Source organism: Kangiella japonica, assembly GCF_039523535.1.
In the GTDB taxonomy this organism is placed as follows: Bacteria; Pseudomonadota; Gammaproteobacteria; order Enterobacterales; family Kangiellaceae; genus Kangiella; species Kangiella japonica.
In genome coordinates this window covers 567,202-582,573 of record NZ_BAAAFM010000003.1, presented here as the reverse complement: position 1 = coordinate 582,573, position 15,372 = coordinate 567,202, and the positions used below count along the sequence as shown (strand labels likewise).

Genomic DNA, 15,372 nt, shown 5'->3' with positions numbered 1-15,372 from the left:
AGTATTTCAATTTTATTTTTCAGATATGAACGATGCGTCCCATTATTGGTAATGATAAGTGTTAGTGGTGTTTAAAGCTAGTATAATAGTCTCTCGTTAGGTGAGCCAGCAGTTTATCAGTTGACTTTTTCATTACTTCGCAAAAGAGGATTTGCAAATGAAAAGTGTAATCACTCCAAAAAAAGAACGTGTCGAGCATGATGTTGAAGGAATCTTTTTAGACCTTTGTCGCGCTTTGATCGTGATATTATTATTAGCTGTAGTTGGATATGCAGTATTCGGATAATTGATGTTTTCTAACTGGAATATATGGGGTGATAGTAGGGACGTTACTATCAGCCCATAGAGCTTTGTCAAAATAGAAAACTTACATAAAATATCAAACCACCCTAACAGCGCCTTTATCAGCACTCAGAGCATGTTTGGCATAGATTTTTAAAGAAGTGGAGACTTTTCTTTTACGGTTATCAGGGTTCCACCCTAGATCTATACGACGTAGGCGTCGTTGTTCTAATAGTGACTTACTAACATTAAGACTTAAGGTTCTATTCGGAATATCGATAGCGATAGAATCCCCATCTTCTACTAAACCGATCACACCTTCATTCGCGGCCTCGGGTGATACATGACCAATCGACAAACCAGAGGTTCCTCCAGAAAAGCGACCATCAGTGATTAATGCACAATATTGATCAAGACCTTTAGATTTTAGATAGCTGGTTGGATAGAGCATCTCCTGCATACCGGGACCGCCAGCAGGACCTTCGTAGCGGATTACAACTACGTCACCCCTACAAATCTCGTCGTTGAGAATGGCTTTGACGGCGCTGTCTTGGCACTCGAAGACACGAGCTGGGCCAGTGAAAATCATAAGTTTAGAAGGAACGGCTGCTGTCTTAATGATGCTACCGTTTTTGGCAAGGTTGCCATAGAGAACTGCCAGCCCGCCATCTGGACTGTAAGCATTTTTAACACTGCGTATGCAACCATGCTCGCGGTCGAGATCTAAACCATCGTATAAGCAACTTTGACTAAAGGCTTGCTGGGTGGGAATGCCTGCTGGGCCGGCGCGATAAAGCTGTTTAACCTGCGGGTTGTTAGTGGTGGTGATATTCCATTCAGCAATGACTTCACCTATGGGCTTATTAAGAACCGTTGGTTGATTTAGATCTAAAAGGTTTGCACGTTTGAGCTCTCCTAGAATCGCCATTACGCCGCCCGCGCGGTGGACATCTTCCATGTGGTACTCTTTCGTCGCTGGCGCAATTTTGCTCAGGTTGGGTACCTGTCGCGAGAGCTCATCAATGTCCTTCATCGTGAAGTCAATCTCGCCTTCGTTAGCCGCCGCCAATAGATGGAGCACTGTATTGGTGGAGCCGCCCATGGCAATATCTAAAGACATAGCATTCAAAAAAGAGGCGCGATTAGCAATATTGCGAGGTAGAACCGACTCGTCATCTTGCTCATAGTAGCGTTTGCAAAGCTCAACAATCTGTTGGCCTGCTTGTAAAAATAACCTTTCACGAAATTTATGAGTGGCAAGTAAAGTGCCATTACCTGGCAGAGCCAGACCAAGCGCTTCGGTCAAACAGTTCATGGAGTTAGCAGTGAACATACCCGAGCATGAGCCACAGGTAGGGCAGGCACTACGCTCGATATTATCGCTGTCTTCATCAGAAACATTATCGTCCGCAGCAGCCACCATGGCATCCACTAAATCAAGCTTAATAAGCTGATCGGAAAGCTTGATTTTACCGGCTTCCATCGGGCCACCTGAGACAAAAATCACAGGGATATTAAGGCGCATAGAAGCGAGTAACATCCCAGGCGTAATTTTGTCACAGTTTGAGATGCAGACTAAAGCGTCGGCACAGTGTGCATTAGCCATATACTCAACAGAGTCGGCGATAATTTCACGCGATGGTAACGAATAAAGCATACCCTGATGGCCCATGGCAATACCATCGTCTACTGCAATGGTATTAAATTCTTTAGCGATACCACCGGACTTCTCAATCTCTCGAGCGACAAGTTGCCCCATGTCTTTGAGGTGAACATGACCAGGTACAAACTGGGTAAAAGAGTTACAAACGGCGATAATGGGTTTGCCAAAATCACCATCTTTAACACCGGTCGCGCGCCACAAAGCACGTGCCCCCGCCATGTTTCGACCATGAGTGGATGTTTTCGAACGGTAATTAGGCATATTCCTTATCCTTAACCGCAGTAACCGGCTCTAACCAACCTTGCTCGTCTTGTGTTGTGCCATTAAATAATCCAAAAAATGCTTCTTGTAATTGCTGCGTAACGGGGCCGCGAGAGCCTGAACCTACGGGCATATCATCAACACTTTTAATCGGCACTACTTCGGCCGCAGTGCCGGTCATAAAGGCTTCATCGGCTAAGTACAAGGCTTCGCGTGTCATGTTTTGCTCCTGAACGTCGTAACCTAAACCACGCGCGAGCTGTATGATAGTATCGCGAGTAATGCCCGGTAAAATTGAAGCGGTAAATGGAGGTGTGTATAGGGTATTATTTTTTACCACAAAAACATTCTCGCCTGAGCCTTCAGAGATGTAGCCATTAACGTCAAGCGCAATCCCCTCGACATAGCCTTTGCGCGTAGCTTCTTCAACGATCAACTGCGAAGACAAATAGTTACCGCCCGCTTTTGCCGCTGCTGGGATAGTGTTTGGAGCCACTCGATTCCACGAAGAAATACACACATCAACACCTTGCTCAATCGAATCGTTGCCCAAATAGGAGTCCCAAGGGAAGGCAGCCACTGAAACTTCTACGGGATTATGTTTAGGATTGACGCCAATCGAACCATAACCAAAAAAAGCGACAGGGCGTAAATAGGCATTCTCCAATTGATTACTTTTGACCACTTCATGACAAGCGCTAACTAGCTCATTAAAAGAGTAGGGAATTTGCATGCGATAGATTTTCGCCGACAAATATAAACGCTCAATGTGTTCTCTCAACCTAAAAAATGAAGGGCCGTTATGGGTCTGGTAGCAGCGAATACCTTCGAAGACGGACGAGCCATAATGTAGTGCATGGGTAAGCACATGAACCTGGGCATTTTGCCAAGGCATAAGTTCGCCATTGAACCAGATATTATCAGGGGGATTAAAGGTTGCCATTGTTTTGTACCTCTTGGTGAGAATTATTAGTGTCTAAGTTAATGTGTTGTGAGTCAGAGTTAAAAGCACTCGTCATTTCACTATTTTTATATTTAATTAAAAACAACTGATAGCTATCGATGAGAGCTTGTGTGCTGGCTTTTAGAATATTGTCTGAGCAACCAATCGTTGCCCAGCGTTCATCGCCATAGCCGGACTGAAGCCAAACACGAGTCGTTGCTGCCGAAGCATTTTCTGGATCTAAAATTGATACTTTATAATCCGTTAACAACATCTGTTCGACTTGAGGGTAAAAGTTGCTCAATGCTTTCTTGAGCGCGCGATTGAGTGCATCAACTGGTCCAGTCGCCTCTTCGACCATATGAGTCGTTTCGTTATTAACGCTGAGTTTTACGCTGGCAGTACACAGCTCAGTGTCTAGTTCTGATGATCGTTTGAGGTTAGTCACCGTGACTTGAATATTCTCCACAGTGAATAGAGGAGCAAAACCTTCCTCATGCTTGCGCACTAACATTTCAAAGGAGCCTTCAGCGTTCTCTAAAGTTAAGCCGTTTTGTTCAAGTGCCTTGATACTGTTTAACACTTGGCTGAAATTTTGTGATACGTCGAGACCTAGCTTTTCTGCTTGTAATAGCACGTTCGATTTACCCGAGAGCTCAGAAATACTAATGTCACGTTGATTACCAACTAGAGCCGGAGCAATATGCTCATAAGTCTGGCTTGCCTTTGCGATAGCGGCGACATGGATGCCACCTTTATGGCTGAAAGCATGATTGCCCACATAAGCCGCATCATTTTTAAGTGGCATATTGGCCACGTTGGCGACTTGTTGGGATAACGCCGTAAGCTGTGATGCTTGAATCTTAGGGTTTAATGAAAAGTTTTGATTAAAGCTAGGCTTTAGCAATAAGCTGCCGAGTAATGATATTAAATTTGCATTACCACAGCGCTCACCGTAACCATTGACTGTGCCCTGCAATAAAGTCACGCCCGCATTCACAGAAGCCAAGCTGTTTGCTACGGCGAGTTCACAATCATTGTGACAGTGAATGCCAAGGCTCAGTTGTGGGTATTTACTTTTTACTTGCACGACAATCGTAGCGATCTCATGTGGCATAGTGCCACCGTTGGTATCGCACAATGTGATATTGTCGACACCAGCTTTGATAGCTGCCTCAAGACACTGAAAACTGTAGTCAGGATTATCCTTAAAGCCATCGAAAAAATGCTCGGCATCTAAGATAACTTCACGCCCCCGTGACTTAAAAAAGTCGACACTGTCATAAATCATCTTGAGGTTTTCAGAAGTCTCAGTGCGCAGAACAGTTTCAACATGGTACTGCCAAAACTTACTGACTAAAGCGACGACAGGCGTTTGTGCATCCAACAAAGAGGCTAGCTGTGGATCTTTATCAGTCGCAGTATTGGGTTTTCGTGTGGCGCCAAACGCAACCAATTTAGAATGCTTTAAGCCTAAGTATTGAGCGTGCTTAAAATAGGCTTCGTCCTTTGGGTTAGAACCGGGCCAGCCCCCTTCGATATAATCCATACCAAAGTCATCCAACAGCTTGGTGATTTTGAGCTTGTCTTGTAAAGAAAAACTAATGCCTTTGTATTGAGCGCCATCGCGTAATGTTGTGTCATACAAGAATAGTTTCTTATTCATGGCTGAGGCTGCTCCTTATGCTCGCCGCGTTATAATGACGAACTTCAATAACATCGACTAGCTTGTGTAGTTGGTGGTAGAGGTTATCGGCAGAGCGTTCACTGCTTAGCTGCAATATGATTTCCATATTTTTTTCTACGTGGTTGGTCGCGTCACTGCCTTGGGCAAAGCAATAATTAACCTCGAAGCCACGGTGGCGCACTAAACGTAAAACTCTCTCAAGAGTCCCACTAGCTTGTCGAGTTACTACTTTATAGGTATTGGTGTTCATCGGAAGCCCTTACTCGATTGTGTTGAAGATGGATTGCAATTAGCCGACTGGTCATCAATAAAGTCAGCATTACTTTTGCCAGGAGGTACTAACGGCCAGACGTTTTCATCGGGATCAATCGCCACGTGCAGAAGGTAGCTTTTATCAGAGCTGAGGAAATCGTCCAGCGCATCATCTACTTGTGTGGCTAGATGAATACTTTTGCTTTGGATGCCGAAGGCATGAGCCAGCTCGGTGAAGTCAGGGTTGTCAGAAAGATCCGTTTCGCTGTAACGTTTTTCAAAAAATAACTGTTGCCACTGGCGAACCATGCCGAGCCGTTGGTTGTCGAGTAACAATATTTTTACGGGGATGTTATAGCGCTTTAAAGTGGCCAGTTCTTGAATGTTCATCATGATAGAACCATCGCCTGACACATTGATAACGGTAAGTTCGGGATTAGCAAGCTTGGCGCCTAACGCTGCTGGCAGGCCATAACCCATAGCGCCAAGACCACCACTACTCAGGTGGTGCTGGCATGAGTCGAACTGCATATGCTGTGCAACCCACATTTGATGTTGGCCAACGTCACAGGCAACAATGGCGGGCTGTTGCTGAAAGCGATGTGATAGCTTTTGTAGCAGAAGTGGGGCATAAATTGTGCTAAAGGGCGCATCGTAACGAAAGCCCAGTTGCTCTTTGTTGGTTAGACAATAATGGCGCCACTGATGAGCTATTTGATGAATGAAGTTGCCTGAAGTGGTCTCAATGATGGCACTCAATATCTCCTTCATATCGCCAACTAAACTGACATCTGCAAGCCGAAGCTTACTGACCTCGGTTTGATCGCAGTCGATATGTATGACTTTGGCATGGGGAGCAAACTGCTTTAAGTCACCAGTAGCGCGATCATCCAGCCGCGCACCGAGCACCAGCAATAGGTCACATTCTTGAACTGCAAGGTTGGCGGATTTAGTGCCGTGCATACCCAACATTCCAAGGTTATAGAGGTGTGAACTTGCGAGTGCGCCAATACCTTTTAAGGTGGTTACCGTTGGCAATTTAAAGGTATCGACTAGCTTTTTTAATAACGCCGAAGCTTGCGCAATGCCAACACCGCCTCCGGCATACACCAGTGGCTTGGCGCTAGAAGCTAATAGGCTTGCTGCTTTGCTGATAACCTCAGATGGCTGAACTAGGACTTGATGATCGTCTTGATGGGGCGAAGACTTTTCACAATAAGCTAAAGTTGCAGCCGGCATTTCCGCCATTTGTACATCCTTAGCGATGTCGATTAGAACAGGCCCTGGGCGACCACTCTGCGCCAAAGAAATTGCTTCGTTCAACATTCGCGGTAAATCCTCGATGTTGGTCACCAAGTAACTGTGCTTAACAACAGACAGCGATAAACCATAGGTATCAATTTCTTGAAATGCATCAGTACCAATAAGGTTTGAGGCAACTTGCCCAGTGATAGCCAGCAAGGGCACCGAATCCAACTGAGCATTTGCAATACCGGTAATTAGGTTAGTCGCTCCCGGCCCTGATGTTGCAATGCATACCCCGAGTTGACCACTAGAGCGGGCGTAACCATCTGCTGCGAACACGGCACCTTGCTCGTGTCGACACAGTATATGGCGAAGGCCACTTTCGTATAGAGCGTCATAAACCGGCATAATGGCACCGCCTGGGTAGCCAAAAACCGTTTCGACCTTATGGTCTTTTAAGGTTTTCACTAAATAATCTGCACCACGCATAATTCCACCCTTATTAATTTATGGCTTGATCAACCAGCGGTTTCTTCTTTATCCAAGGCATCATGTCACGAAGTTTTTCACCAACGGTTTCGATTTGATGCTTTGAATGAAAGTCACGAAGCTGGTGCAGTTTTTGGTAATTGTTGCGGCAGTCATCGACATACTCTTTTGCGAACTGGCCACTTTGTATTTCTGACAAAATACTCTTCATGGCTTGCTTGGTATCATCTGTGATTAAGCGGTTTCCACGAGTTAAATCGCCATACTCTGCGGTATTAGAGATAGAGTAGCGCATGGTGTTGATACCGCCTTCATACATCAAGTCAACGATCAGTTTTAGTTCGTGTAAGCATTCGAAGTAGGCCATTTCAGCAGAGTAACCCGCTTCCGTAAGTGTCTCGAAACCTGCCTGAACTAGAGCCGTAACGCCTCCACAAAGAACCGCTTGCTCACCAAACAAGTCGGTTTCGGTTTCTTCCTTGAAGCTCGTTTCTATCACACCTGCACGGCCGCCACCGATGGCACTAGCGTAAGCGTAAGCGAGCTCTTTAGTGTCGCCAGTGACGTCTTGGTGAACCGCCACTAAACAAGGCACACCACTGCCTTCGGTATGGGTTGAGCGTACGGTATGTCCCGGTCCCTTTGGCGCAACCATAAAAACATTAAGATCTTCACGCGGTTTGATTTGATTGAAATGAATATTGAACCCATGGGCGAAACCTAAACTGGCGCCAGGCTTTAGGTGTGGCTCTAGATACTGACGATAAACTTCGGGCTGGTTTTCATCTGGTAGTAGTAGCATCACCAAATCAGCATCTTTTACTGCTTCTTCAAGTTCTGCGCAGGCTAAGTTACTATGTTCTAGCTTACTGAAAGTGCTCGAGCCTTTTCGTAGCGCTACCTTAACATTGAAGCCACTGTCCTTCAGGTTGTTAGAGTGAGCGTAGCCTTGAGAACCATAGCCTATGACCACTATTTTTTTATCCTTTAAGACCTCGGTATTGATGCTGCTGTCGTATTGTACTTGCATAATTGCTCCTAAATAGTTGTTTAAATTAGATAAAAAAAGCCCCCGGACTTTTCAGTGCGGGGGCTTGAGTATTGGTATATTTTTTTAGCTCAATAGCGTCCCCCTTGCGGTAAAATAATCACCACAATAATGAAGACGATAATAATGCTGGTTAAAATATTCATAAGTAAAAAAGCTATATAAACATAGTCTTGGCGCCGCTTCGTGTTAGGTCTTGCTTTGCCATACTTTTTTAATTGTCAGTTAGCTTTTATCTCCTTAAGTTAAGTTCGTATTAATATTCATTAAGCCAAAAAAAGCCCCCGGACTTTTCAGTTCGAGGGCTTCGGTATTTTTTAAATTTATAAACTCACACGCGCCCTCGTTGCGGAATTAAAATGTCCACAATAATAATCACAACAGCAATAATTGATGTTGGGTTAATTGAAAATGTATTTAGGGCTTGTTTTATCATGTATAAATTCTGATTGAGTTTATCTCGAGGGGAATGCCCTCACTAATGCAGAAAGCCTACCACAGTGTTCTGGTACTGCAACTGTTTTTTATCATAAGCTTCGTGGTCAGAGGTGATGGTGAGTCCATGTTACTTTGTTGCTTCTGACTGATTCATTGTTATAAAAAGTTAAATTTAAAGTTGTATGCTTGTGTGAACTGGGTTGTAAAAGGTAGGCTATGATTTGCACTTGGCATCGACTATTCATAATAATGTTCGATAATTTTTAGTGGTGTGATGACAACGATAAGGAATGTATGGGACGTATTATAGGACTGTTGCTATTAGCGCTTAGTTTATCAGTGGCTGAGGCAGCTAAGAAAAGCAGTTATCGTATTAACGATATTAAAGTCGTGATTCACCCTATTTTCAGTGAAGAAGAACGGACTGGCTGGATCTATGAAACTGCCGATGAGCTCCATATTGATACTAAACCTTATGTTATAGAACGCTTACTACCTTTTAAGAAAGGGGAAACCGTCAATAAACGCTTATTGAAAGAAGCGGGGCGGATTTTAAGGCGACAAGGATTTTTACGTGATGCTAAGGTGAGTTGGAAGCCTGCAAGCAAAGGCGAGGGCATTGATGTCACTGTAGAGACTTGGGAAACCTGGACATTGGTTCCTACTGTCGATATTAGCCGTGAAGGTGGTGTTACTGAGTATGCTTATGGCATTGAGGATGACAACTTACTCGGTCATGGTATTCGAGCAACCTTAGAGTATTTTAAAGAAGACGACCGCTCCGGTTATACCTTTATCATGGCCTCGGATGTTTCCACCGAGCATCACATTCAAGCAGCGGTTGCCTTATCTAACAATTCCGATGGCGAACAATACTCTCTTTCTGTACGCAAGCCTTTCTACACCTTAGAAGACAAGTGGACGGCTGGTGTTTTTTACAATTCACAGCGCTTGAGAGATACCATTTATAGTAATGACGAGGCGGTCAATATCTTCGAACAGGAAGTGGATGAGTATGATTTGAGTTACGGTATATCGCATGGTTTACGGGGTGATCATTCCTTACGTTACTTATTTGGCTACAGCCATGAAGAGAACTATTTCGATCCTTTAACCAGCACCCAAGTATTGCCCTATGACCGTGGACTTGAGTATTTTTGGGCAGGACTTGAGTATCAGCAAGATAAATTTATTGAAACACAAAACTTGTACTTGATCGGGCGTAGGGAAGACGTCCAACTTGGCTGGTATCAGCGATTAAAGCTTGGTTATAACACTTCTGAGCTGGGCAAAGAAAAAGGTGCCGTAGGGGTTTGGAAAGGGCGCTACGTTTCTAAACCTAACGATAAACATTTAGTGCACCTATTCGCGAACTTGAGCGCAGAAGGTAAAAGTAGAGATAATCTCGGAAACTATTTGGGGCGTACTTCTTATTACAGCGCAGGTGTTGAGCATTTCTATCATTCTCGTCCAGAGCATATTTGGTACACAAAATTTCATTACCGTGGCGCCGATAATCCCTATATTGACAAGCCAATTTCATTAGGTGGTGAGTCTGGACTGAGAGGGTATCCTTTAGAGTATCAGCATGGTGAAAACAGTTACTTACTCAATCTAGAGCGCAGGTACTATCCAGGCACTACTTGGTTTAAGCTTCTTAACGTCGGTTATGCAGCTTTTGTGGATGTTGGACACGTCAGTGGTGAAACACCCTATCCAAATCAAGAGGACGGGGTACTAGCGAGTGCTGGTGTTGGCTTAAGACTCTTTATTGCTCGCTCAAGCGGTCGTAAAGTGATAAACGTTGATTTAGCCACGCCACTCAACTCAGACTACTTGAGTGGCATTGATGTAAGCATTACCCTAAAAACAAGCTTTTAACCTTAAAATAAATGCCTAAAACTTTGTGTTTTGACATATTTTGAAAGGGTTTGAGGCTAAGTGGTTGATTGTTTTCTCTAATGTAAGCGTGCGACACAGCTATTTACATTTATAAACACCCCCTTCACTAAAAATAGTGTTTGATGGATTCATGGACTGAAGAAACTAGGCAACACCTTCAGTAAATGTAATCATCAGTAGGGGATGACGTTATGAAAAACAAAAGCGAATTAGGTACTGAAATCGACCACGAATATGACGTAGAAGGAATCTTCCTTGATGTCTGTAAAGCGGTTATTGGGATCCTGTTAATTGGTATGGTGTTGTACGCAGCGCTTTAATTACTCAGGTCTTAACGGCTCAGCCTCTGGTTGCTCTAGCCCGTAAAAATCTATGGCCTGATCGATAAGTGTTTTGACTTGTTCAACACTGATAGCATCCATCAGGTTATCTCCCTTGAGGCGATAACCCCAAGGTATTTGTTGACGCTCCACGCCAAGCTCCTTGCAGGCAAGTGCCGTGAAAGCATCTGCGGTAAACCTTTGATAGAGGTAAGGCCCCGTGCGACTAGGGTTGCTGTGAGCATAGAGTCCAATGACTGGTGTGCTCTGTGTGACCGCCATGTGGGCTGGTCCAGAATCAGGCGCGATAACGAGTTGGGCTTTTTGCAAAGTTAGTAGCAACTGCTTTAAGTTTGTTTGACCTGCCAAATTAATCGTGTAGGCTCGCGATGCTTTAGATATGTCGGCGCACAACTGTTTCTCAAATGGAGTTGGCCCACCAGTCAGTAACACTTGGTAGCCAAGCTCGTGGCAATAGTCTGAAATAGCAGCGTATCGCACGGTCGCCCAGTTGCGTTCTGCTTTACTAGCTGCCGGTGAGATCACCACAAAGGGATCTTTCGGTAAAAAATTTGTCGCCCAGGCTTTCGCTTCATGCGGGATAGGAATATCCCACTCGGGCAATCCTTCATCCACACCAATAGCGCGCGCAAAGTCTCGAAAACCATCAAGCACGTGGAAGCCACGGCTATCACTGATGTGTTGATTGACGAAAATGGAGTGCAACTCTTTGCTACGGTTTTTGGCGAAACCTATTTTAGTTTTAGCGGGTATGAAAAAGGCAGCTAAGTTTGCTCGAAAAGCCAGTTGCATGTGAAGTAACACATCAAAGCGATGATTTTTCATGGACTGTCTGAGCTGACGGTAAGCCTTCCACCCCAAACTCTTGTCAAACACTATAAATTCAATTCCCGGTAAATCGCCAATCAACTTTTCTTCAACTTTACCAATGATCCAAGTGATTTTAGCCTTGGGATAGGTTCTTTGAATGGCTTGTACTGTCGAAACTGCATGACAAACATCGCCAATCGCGGACAGACGTAAAACACAAATGGAGTCTAGTGTGTTGGATGGTGGTGATGGCAATGTTGAGTCCAGGAGTTCATTGTGATTATTCGTATGTTATCACCGTCGCAAATAAAATAAAGTTAGAGCGTTATTTCTATTCTAAAAAAGCAATCTTGTTGAAAAAGGTTCTAGGCTGAATACAAGAGCTTCTAGGGATCACAAAGATTTTGCGGTATAGTATCCGCTAAACCAACCGCGTCATTGATTGAGTTTGAGTGAAAATTCAGCAAATTGATAACAACCATTACCTGGTAGCTATCAAAAAGTACCGTGACAGGATCACAAAGGATTGGTTTGACCCAAAAAAATTACAACAAAATAAAGAAGTTATCGGTCAATCTGTAGGACGCAGCACCACATACTTTTTTGAAAAAGAAGGTGAAGGTTTTGTATTAAGACAGTACTTTCGTGGCGGCCTATTATCAAAATGGGTCGAGGATAGCTATTTCTTCTTAGGGATCCGTAAGACGCGTGCGTATCGCGAACAAGCGATGTTGAAAAAAATGTATAACCTTGGTTTGCCGGTTCCACAGCCGGTGGCCATGCTGGTTCATAAAAAAGGTCTAGTATATCAAGCTTCGATCATTATACGCTTAATCAAAAACTCTAGAGACCTATTCCATATATTACGTGAGCGAGCACTTACTGATGATGAATGGGTTCGTGTCGGTGCCTTAATAAAAGAGTTTCACAATAAAGGCGTTTATCATTCAGACCTCAATATCCATAATATCTTACTTAGTGATTCAGGAAAGATGTGGCTCATTGACTTTGATAAAGGCCACTTTGTCGAGCCTAATGCTTCCCACTTGGAAGGAAATCTTAGCCGACTAAAACGTTCCTTGCTGAAAGAGAGCCGTAATCAGGCTCAATTTCATTGGCGTAGCCCAGACTGGGATTTGCTGATGAAAGGCTACGCGAGCGGATAATGACAGGCTAAGTCTTAAACAGTAATCATTGCCTTCATTAAGGCTAGAATCATAATAAAACTGAAGACGATGGCGTATATAGCGCTAAACACGACAAATTTAATTACTGTCCATAGGTGGCTTTGCTGATAAAGGCGTTTCATAGACAAATAGAGATAAACAACCGCCCATATCAATAGCGCCCAGCTTACTGGAATATATGCCAACCATTCGAAAGCTTCCTCGAGTTGATGCCAGCCTAGATAAGTCAAGATGGCTGCAAACATGAAGCTGTGAGAATGTATCAAAAGCACCAAATGTTCGACGTAAAGGTGATTGCGGCGTAAATAGAGAAGCTTTAGGGCTAGAGCCAATAGGGGGAGGGTCAATAAAAAGGCTTGCGGCAACGACTCAATAGCATTTTGTAGCAAAGTTAGGCCAAATTGTGCTTTTGCATGAGTTTGCTTGTAACGAGGTAGATAGCTGATATTGTCATAGGAGTCGCAAAGAGCAGCTATTTTTGCATCAAAGTAACTGTCTAGCCACCCTGGCCACGCGGCTAACAAATCCCCTGGATTATCACAGCCTCCAAATAACTCTCCATTTCCAGTAACCTCTGCGCTTTGCTCGATTGTGTTTGGCTCGCCATTTAAATTATCGTCAACGTCCTGGTCATTATCTAGCTTAAGATCAGATTTTGATGCTTCATCCAGTAATGGATTAGCATCTACTGCCTGATTGATTTCTTGTTCAATTTTATTGGCCGGCTGAGTTGTAATGTCGATAGAAGCAACATTCAGACCACCAAACGATGTTAGTAAGAAGAAAATAATGGATAAGAAGATATAGAGCCGAATTGGCGTGACGTAATGAATATGATGATGAGAGTTGCGAAAATAGTCTAATGTTAAGGCTGCGGGGCGGCAAAGGGCTCGCGCTGTTTTATAGGCTTTGGAATCATAACCAAACCAGTTTTCAACAAACTCCCATACCAATTCACGTACACTGCGGTGCGGACGAAAGTTTTTTTGCCCGCAGTGCTGACAATATTTTGTATTAGGAGTAATTTCTGACTTATCGAGGCTGTTGTTGCTCATCGTTTGGACTGTCTATAGTGGATTGTTGTTGTGTTTGGTCGACAGGAAGCACACTTTGACGTAGATTAATCACCTCAAAGTAGTGTAGCAGAAGAATGGTGATGAACAGTAAAGCACTGAGGCCGAGACGCCAGGCTAAACTTTTTAGAAGTTTTTTGCTGTTTTCTTCGCCGCCTTTTGTTAAAAAGAACAGTCCACGGAAAAGGCTGAATAATATAGCCAGTATTAATATAATAACGACAACTTTAATCCACATAACGATGCTCGAGGGCGATTAGAAACTTTGTGAGATTCATTATACGAGAAAAGATGGTGAGTGAAAGTGAATCTTAATAGGTCAGCCTTTTAGCGAACAAATAACGAAGGAAGTGCTTTGCGCAAACCCTCAGAAACACTGAAATTTTGGCAGAAACCGTTATTTACAATAACCCTAGGTGGTCGAACCTTTTCGCCAAGTATCGTACCGACGCTTGTCTTTCTGCTATTGCTTCCAGTATTGTTGCGCTTAGGAGTTTGGCAGCTCGATCGAGCTGAAGAGAAGCGACAGTTGATTCGCGATTTAGAAAAACAGTCCCAAGCGGAAGCTTTGCCACTAGTGACAGCGTTAAAGCAGGAAAAGCCTGACATGATGCCGGTGACAAGCGAAGGGCAGCTAATCTCTAACGTAACGTTGGTGACCGACAATCAAAACAAAAACGGGCGACTCGGCTATGAAGTCTATGGTCTGTGGCAAGCGAAGAATTTTAATAAGCCAATCATTATTAGTAGAGGTTGGTTACCGCGTAAAGATTTTTACCAAAAAGTGCCCGAGATACCTGAGTTTGAAGGTAACACAGTCGAAGGAAGTTTATATTATTCAAAAGGGCATAATCCGGTCGTAGCGAATAATGCCGTGTGGCAACAGTTCGAGGATGTTTGGCTTATCGGGCAGTTCGACTTTCAGACATTGGCAGAAAAAGTAAAGCAGATGGGGTATGATAGCGCCCCGTTTATCATCAGACTTAAAGCTGATGATAGGAGTGAGTTTGTGCGTCAGTGGGAGTTGATTGCGAGCCCACCAGAAAAGCATATTGCCTATGCAATTCAATGGTTTGCCATGGCTTTGGCCTTGGTCCTATTATTTATCATACTGAACTTGAAGCGAGTAAAGAATAATGAGTCAACAAGCAGTTGATCCAAAGCAACGAGCGCAGAATCGTCGAGTAGTATCGGGGTTAGTTTTACTATTTGCCGCGCCTGTAATTTTAGCTTATGTCGCCCACTACATGGGGTGGTTTAATGTTGCGACACAAAATCATGGGACCTTGTTAGAAGCTCCTTATCCACATTTTGAACAGTTTGAATGGGTCTCAGCAGAAGATGAGCAATTACACTTCCGTGATTTCGAAACTTTGTGGTGGTGGATTTATCTGCCTGAGTCTAATGAGTGCGCGGAAACATGTGATCTGACGGTAAAGTGGTTAACGCGTAACCATCTTGCCTTAGGTAAGAATGCCGATAAATTAAAACGGTTGGTGGTTTTCCCAACGGCCGTTAGTTATGTAGAAAAAGTTGAGGATGCGGAGAAAATCATCCTCGCCAAAGGGAGCGCGAAGGCTAGCCGCAACAGTCTTGAGCGCGGTAAGGTTTATCTGATGGATCCACATGGCAACGTGTTTATGCAGTATGAACCTGTGAACAATCAAGAAGAGGCGATTGCTAGAAGCAAAGGCTTGCGTGATGATGTGCGTAAAGCGATGAAGGTTACTGGACTTTAAGCGTTAAGAAAA

General features: G+C 43.9%; 15 protein-coding genes. 6 read left to right on the top strand and 9 right to left on the bottom strand.

The annotated features are described in order from the left end of the window. The first annotated feature begins 157 nt into the window (after nucleotides 1-157). Complete coding sequence (locus ABD128_RS06125) at nucleotides 158-286, top strand: hypothetical protein (RefSeq protein WP_343988058.1); 129 nt, start codon at nucleotides 158-160, stop codon at nucleotides 284-286. A gap of 93 nt (nucleotides 287-379) precedes the next feature. On the opposite strand, the gene ilvD is transcribed toward ABD128_RS06125, so the two are convergent. Genes ilvD through ilvC form a run of 6 tightly spaced genes read right to left on the bottom strand, consistent with a single transcriptional unit; the run spans nucleotide 380 to nucleotide 7,852 of the window. After that, a complete protein-coding gene (ilvD, locus tag ABD128_RS06120) occupies nucleotides 380-2,206 on the bottom strand; it encodes a dihydroxy-acid dehydratase (protein ID WP_343988054.1) in 1,827 nt (608 codons plus the stop codon). Further along, nucleotides 2,199-3,149: a branched-chain amino acid transaminase gene (locus ABD128_RS06115; protein WP_343988051.1), complete on the bottom strand. Its 951-nt coding sequence runs from the start codon at nucleotides 3,147-3,149 to the stop codon at nucleotides 2,199-2,201. The genes ilvD and ABD128_RS06115 overlap by 8 nt, the downstream gene beginning before the upstream one ends. After that, complete coding sequence (gene cimA, locus ABD128_RS06110; RefSeq protein WP_343988048.1) at nucleotides 3,136-4,815, bottom strand: citramalate synthase; 1,680 nt, start codon at nucleotides 4,813-4,815, stop codon at nucleotides 3,136-3,138. The genes ABD128_RS06115 and cimA overlap by 14 nt, the downstream gene beginning before the upstream one ends. Then, nucleotides 4,808-5,086, bottom strand: a complete 279-nt coding sequence (locus ABD128_RS06105) for an ACT domain-containing protein (RefSeq protein WP_343988045.1) — start codon at nucleotides 5,084-5,086, stop codon at nucleotides 4,808-4,810. The genes cimA and ABD128_RS06105 overlap by 8 nt, the downstream gene beginning before the upstream one ends. Beyond that, complete coding sequence (gene ilvG / locus ABD128_RS06100; protein WP_343988042.1) at nucleotides 5,083-6,822, bottom strand: acetolactate synthase 2 catalytic subunit; 1,740 nt, start codon at nucleotides 6,820-6,822, stop codon at nucleotides 5,083-5,085. The genes ABD128_RS06105 and ilvG overlap by 4 nt, the downstream gene beginning before the upstream one ends. Before the next feature lie 13 nt (nucleotides 6,823-6,835). Next, nucleotides 6,836-7,852 (bottom strand): ketol-acid reductoisomerase, encoded by a 1,017-nt coding sequence (gene ilvC / locus ABD128_RS06095; RefSeq protein ID WP_343988038.1) that lies wholly within the window; start codon nucleotides 7,850-7,852, stop codon nucleotides 6,836-6,838. A gap of 750 nt (nucleotides 7,853-8,602) precedes the next feature. Between ilvC and ABD128_RS06090 the strand changes: the two genes are divergently transcribed. Both ABD128_RS06090 and ABD128_RS06085 read left to right on the top strand, forming a co-directional pair. Then, nucleotides 8,603-10,189: a BamA/TamA family outer membrane protein gene (locus tag ABD128_RS06090; RefSeq protein ID WP_343988035.1), complete on the top strand. Its 1,587-nt coding sequence runs from the start codon at nucleotides 8,603-8,605 to the stop codon at nucleotides 10,187-10,189. Between the two features lie 212 nt (nucleotides 10,190-10,401). Continuing rightward, nucleotides 10,402-10,530, top strand: coding sequence for a hypothetical protein (locus tag ABD128_RS06085; protein ID WP_343988031.1), 129 nt, complete (start codon nucleotides 10,402-10,404; stop codon nucleotides 10,528-10,530). On the opposite strand, the gene ABD128_RS06080 is transcribed toward ABD128_RS06085, so the two are convergent. Further along, nucleotides 10,531-11,616, bottom strand: a complete 1,086-nt coding sequence (locus tag ABD128_RS06080; protein ID WP_343988028.1) for a glycosyltransferase family 9 protein — start codon at nucleotides 11,614-11,616, stop codon at nucleotides 10,531-10,533. 197 nt (nucleotides 11,617-11,813) lie between these two features. Between ABD128_RS06080 and ABD128_RS06075 the strand changes: the two genes are divergently transcribed. Next, nucleotides 11,814-12,527, top strand: coding sequence for a 3-deoxy-D-manno-octulosonic acid kinase (locus tag ABD128_RS06075; RefSeq protein ID WP_343988025.1), 714 nt, complete (start codon nucleotides 11,814-11,816; stop codon nucleotides 12,525-12,527). A 14-nt stretch (nucleotides 12,528-12,541) separates the two neighbouring features. Here ABD128_RS06075 and ABD128_RS06070 read toward each other — a convergent pair whose 3' ends face one another. Both ABD128_RS06070 and ABD128_RS06065 read right to left on the bottom strand, forming a co-directional pair. Then, nucleotides 12,542-13,603 (bottom strand): hypothetical protein, encoded by a 1,062-nt coding sequence (locus tag ABD128_RS06070; RefSeq protein WP_343988022.1) that lies wholly within the window; start codon nucleotides 13,601-13,603, stop codon nucleotides 12,542-12,544. Further along, nucleotides 13,581-13,859, bottom strand: a complete 279-nt coding sequence (locus ABD128_RS06065) for a twin transmembrane helix small protein (RefSeq protein ID WP_343988020.1) — start codon at nucleotides 13,857-13,859, stop codon at nucleotides 13,581-13,583. Before ABD128_RS06065 ends, ABD128_RS06070 begins: the two co-directional genes overlap by 23 nt. A 117-nt stretch (nucleotides 13,860-13,976) precedes the next feature. Between ABD128_RS06065 and ABD128_RS06060 the strand changes: the two genes are divergently transcribed. Both ABD128_RS06060 and ABD128_RS06055 read left to right on the top strand, forming a co-directional pair. After that, a complete protein-coding gene (locus ABD128_RS06060; RefSeq protein WP_343988017.1) occupies nucleotides 13,977-14,777 on the top strand; it encodes an SURF1 family protein in 801 nt (266 codons plus the stop codon). Then, on the top strand, nucleotides 14,758-15,360 hold the full coding sequence (locus tag ABD128_RS06055) for a hypothetical protein (RefSeq protein WP_343988014.1): 603 nt from the start codon (nucleotides 14,758-14,760) through the stop codon (nucleotides 15,358-15,360). Before ABD128_RS06060 ends, ABD128_RS06055 begins: the two co-directional genes overlap by 20 nt. The last annotated feature ends 12 nt before the right edge of the window (nucleotides 15,361-15,372 follow it).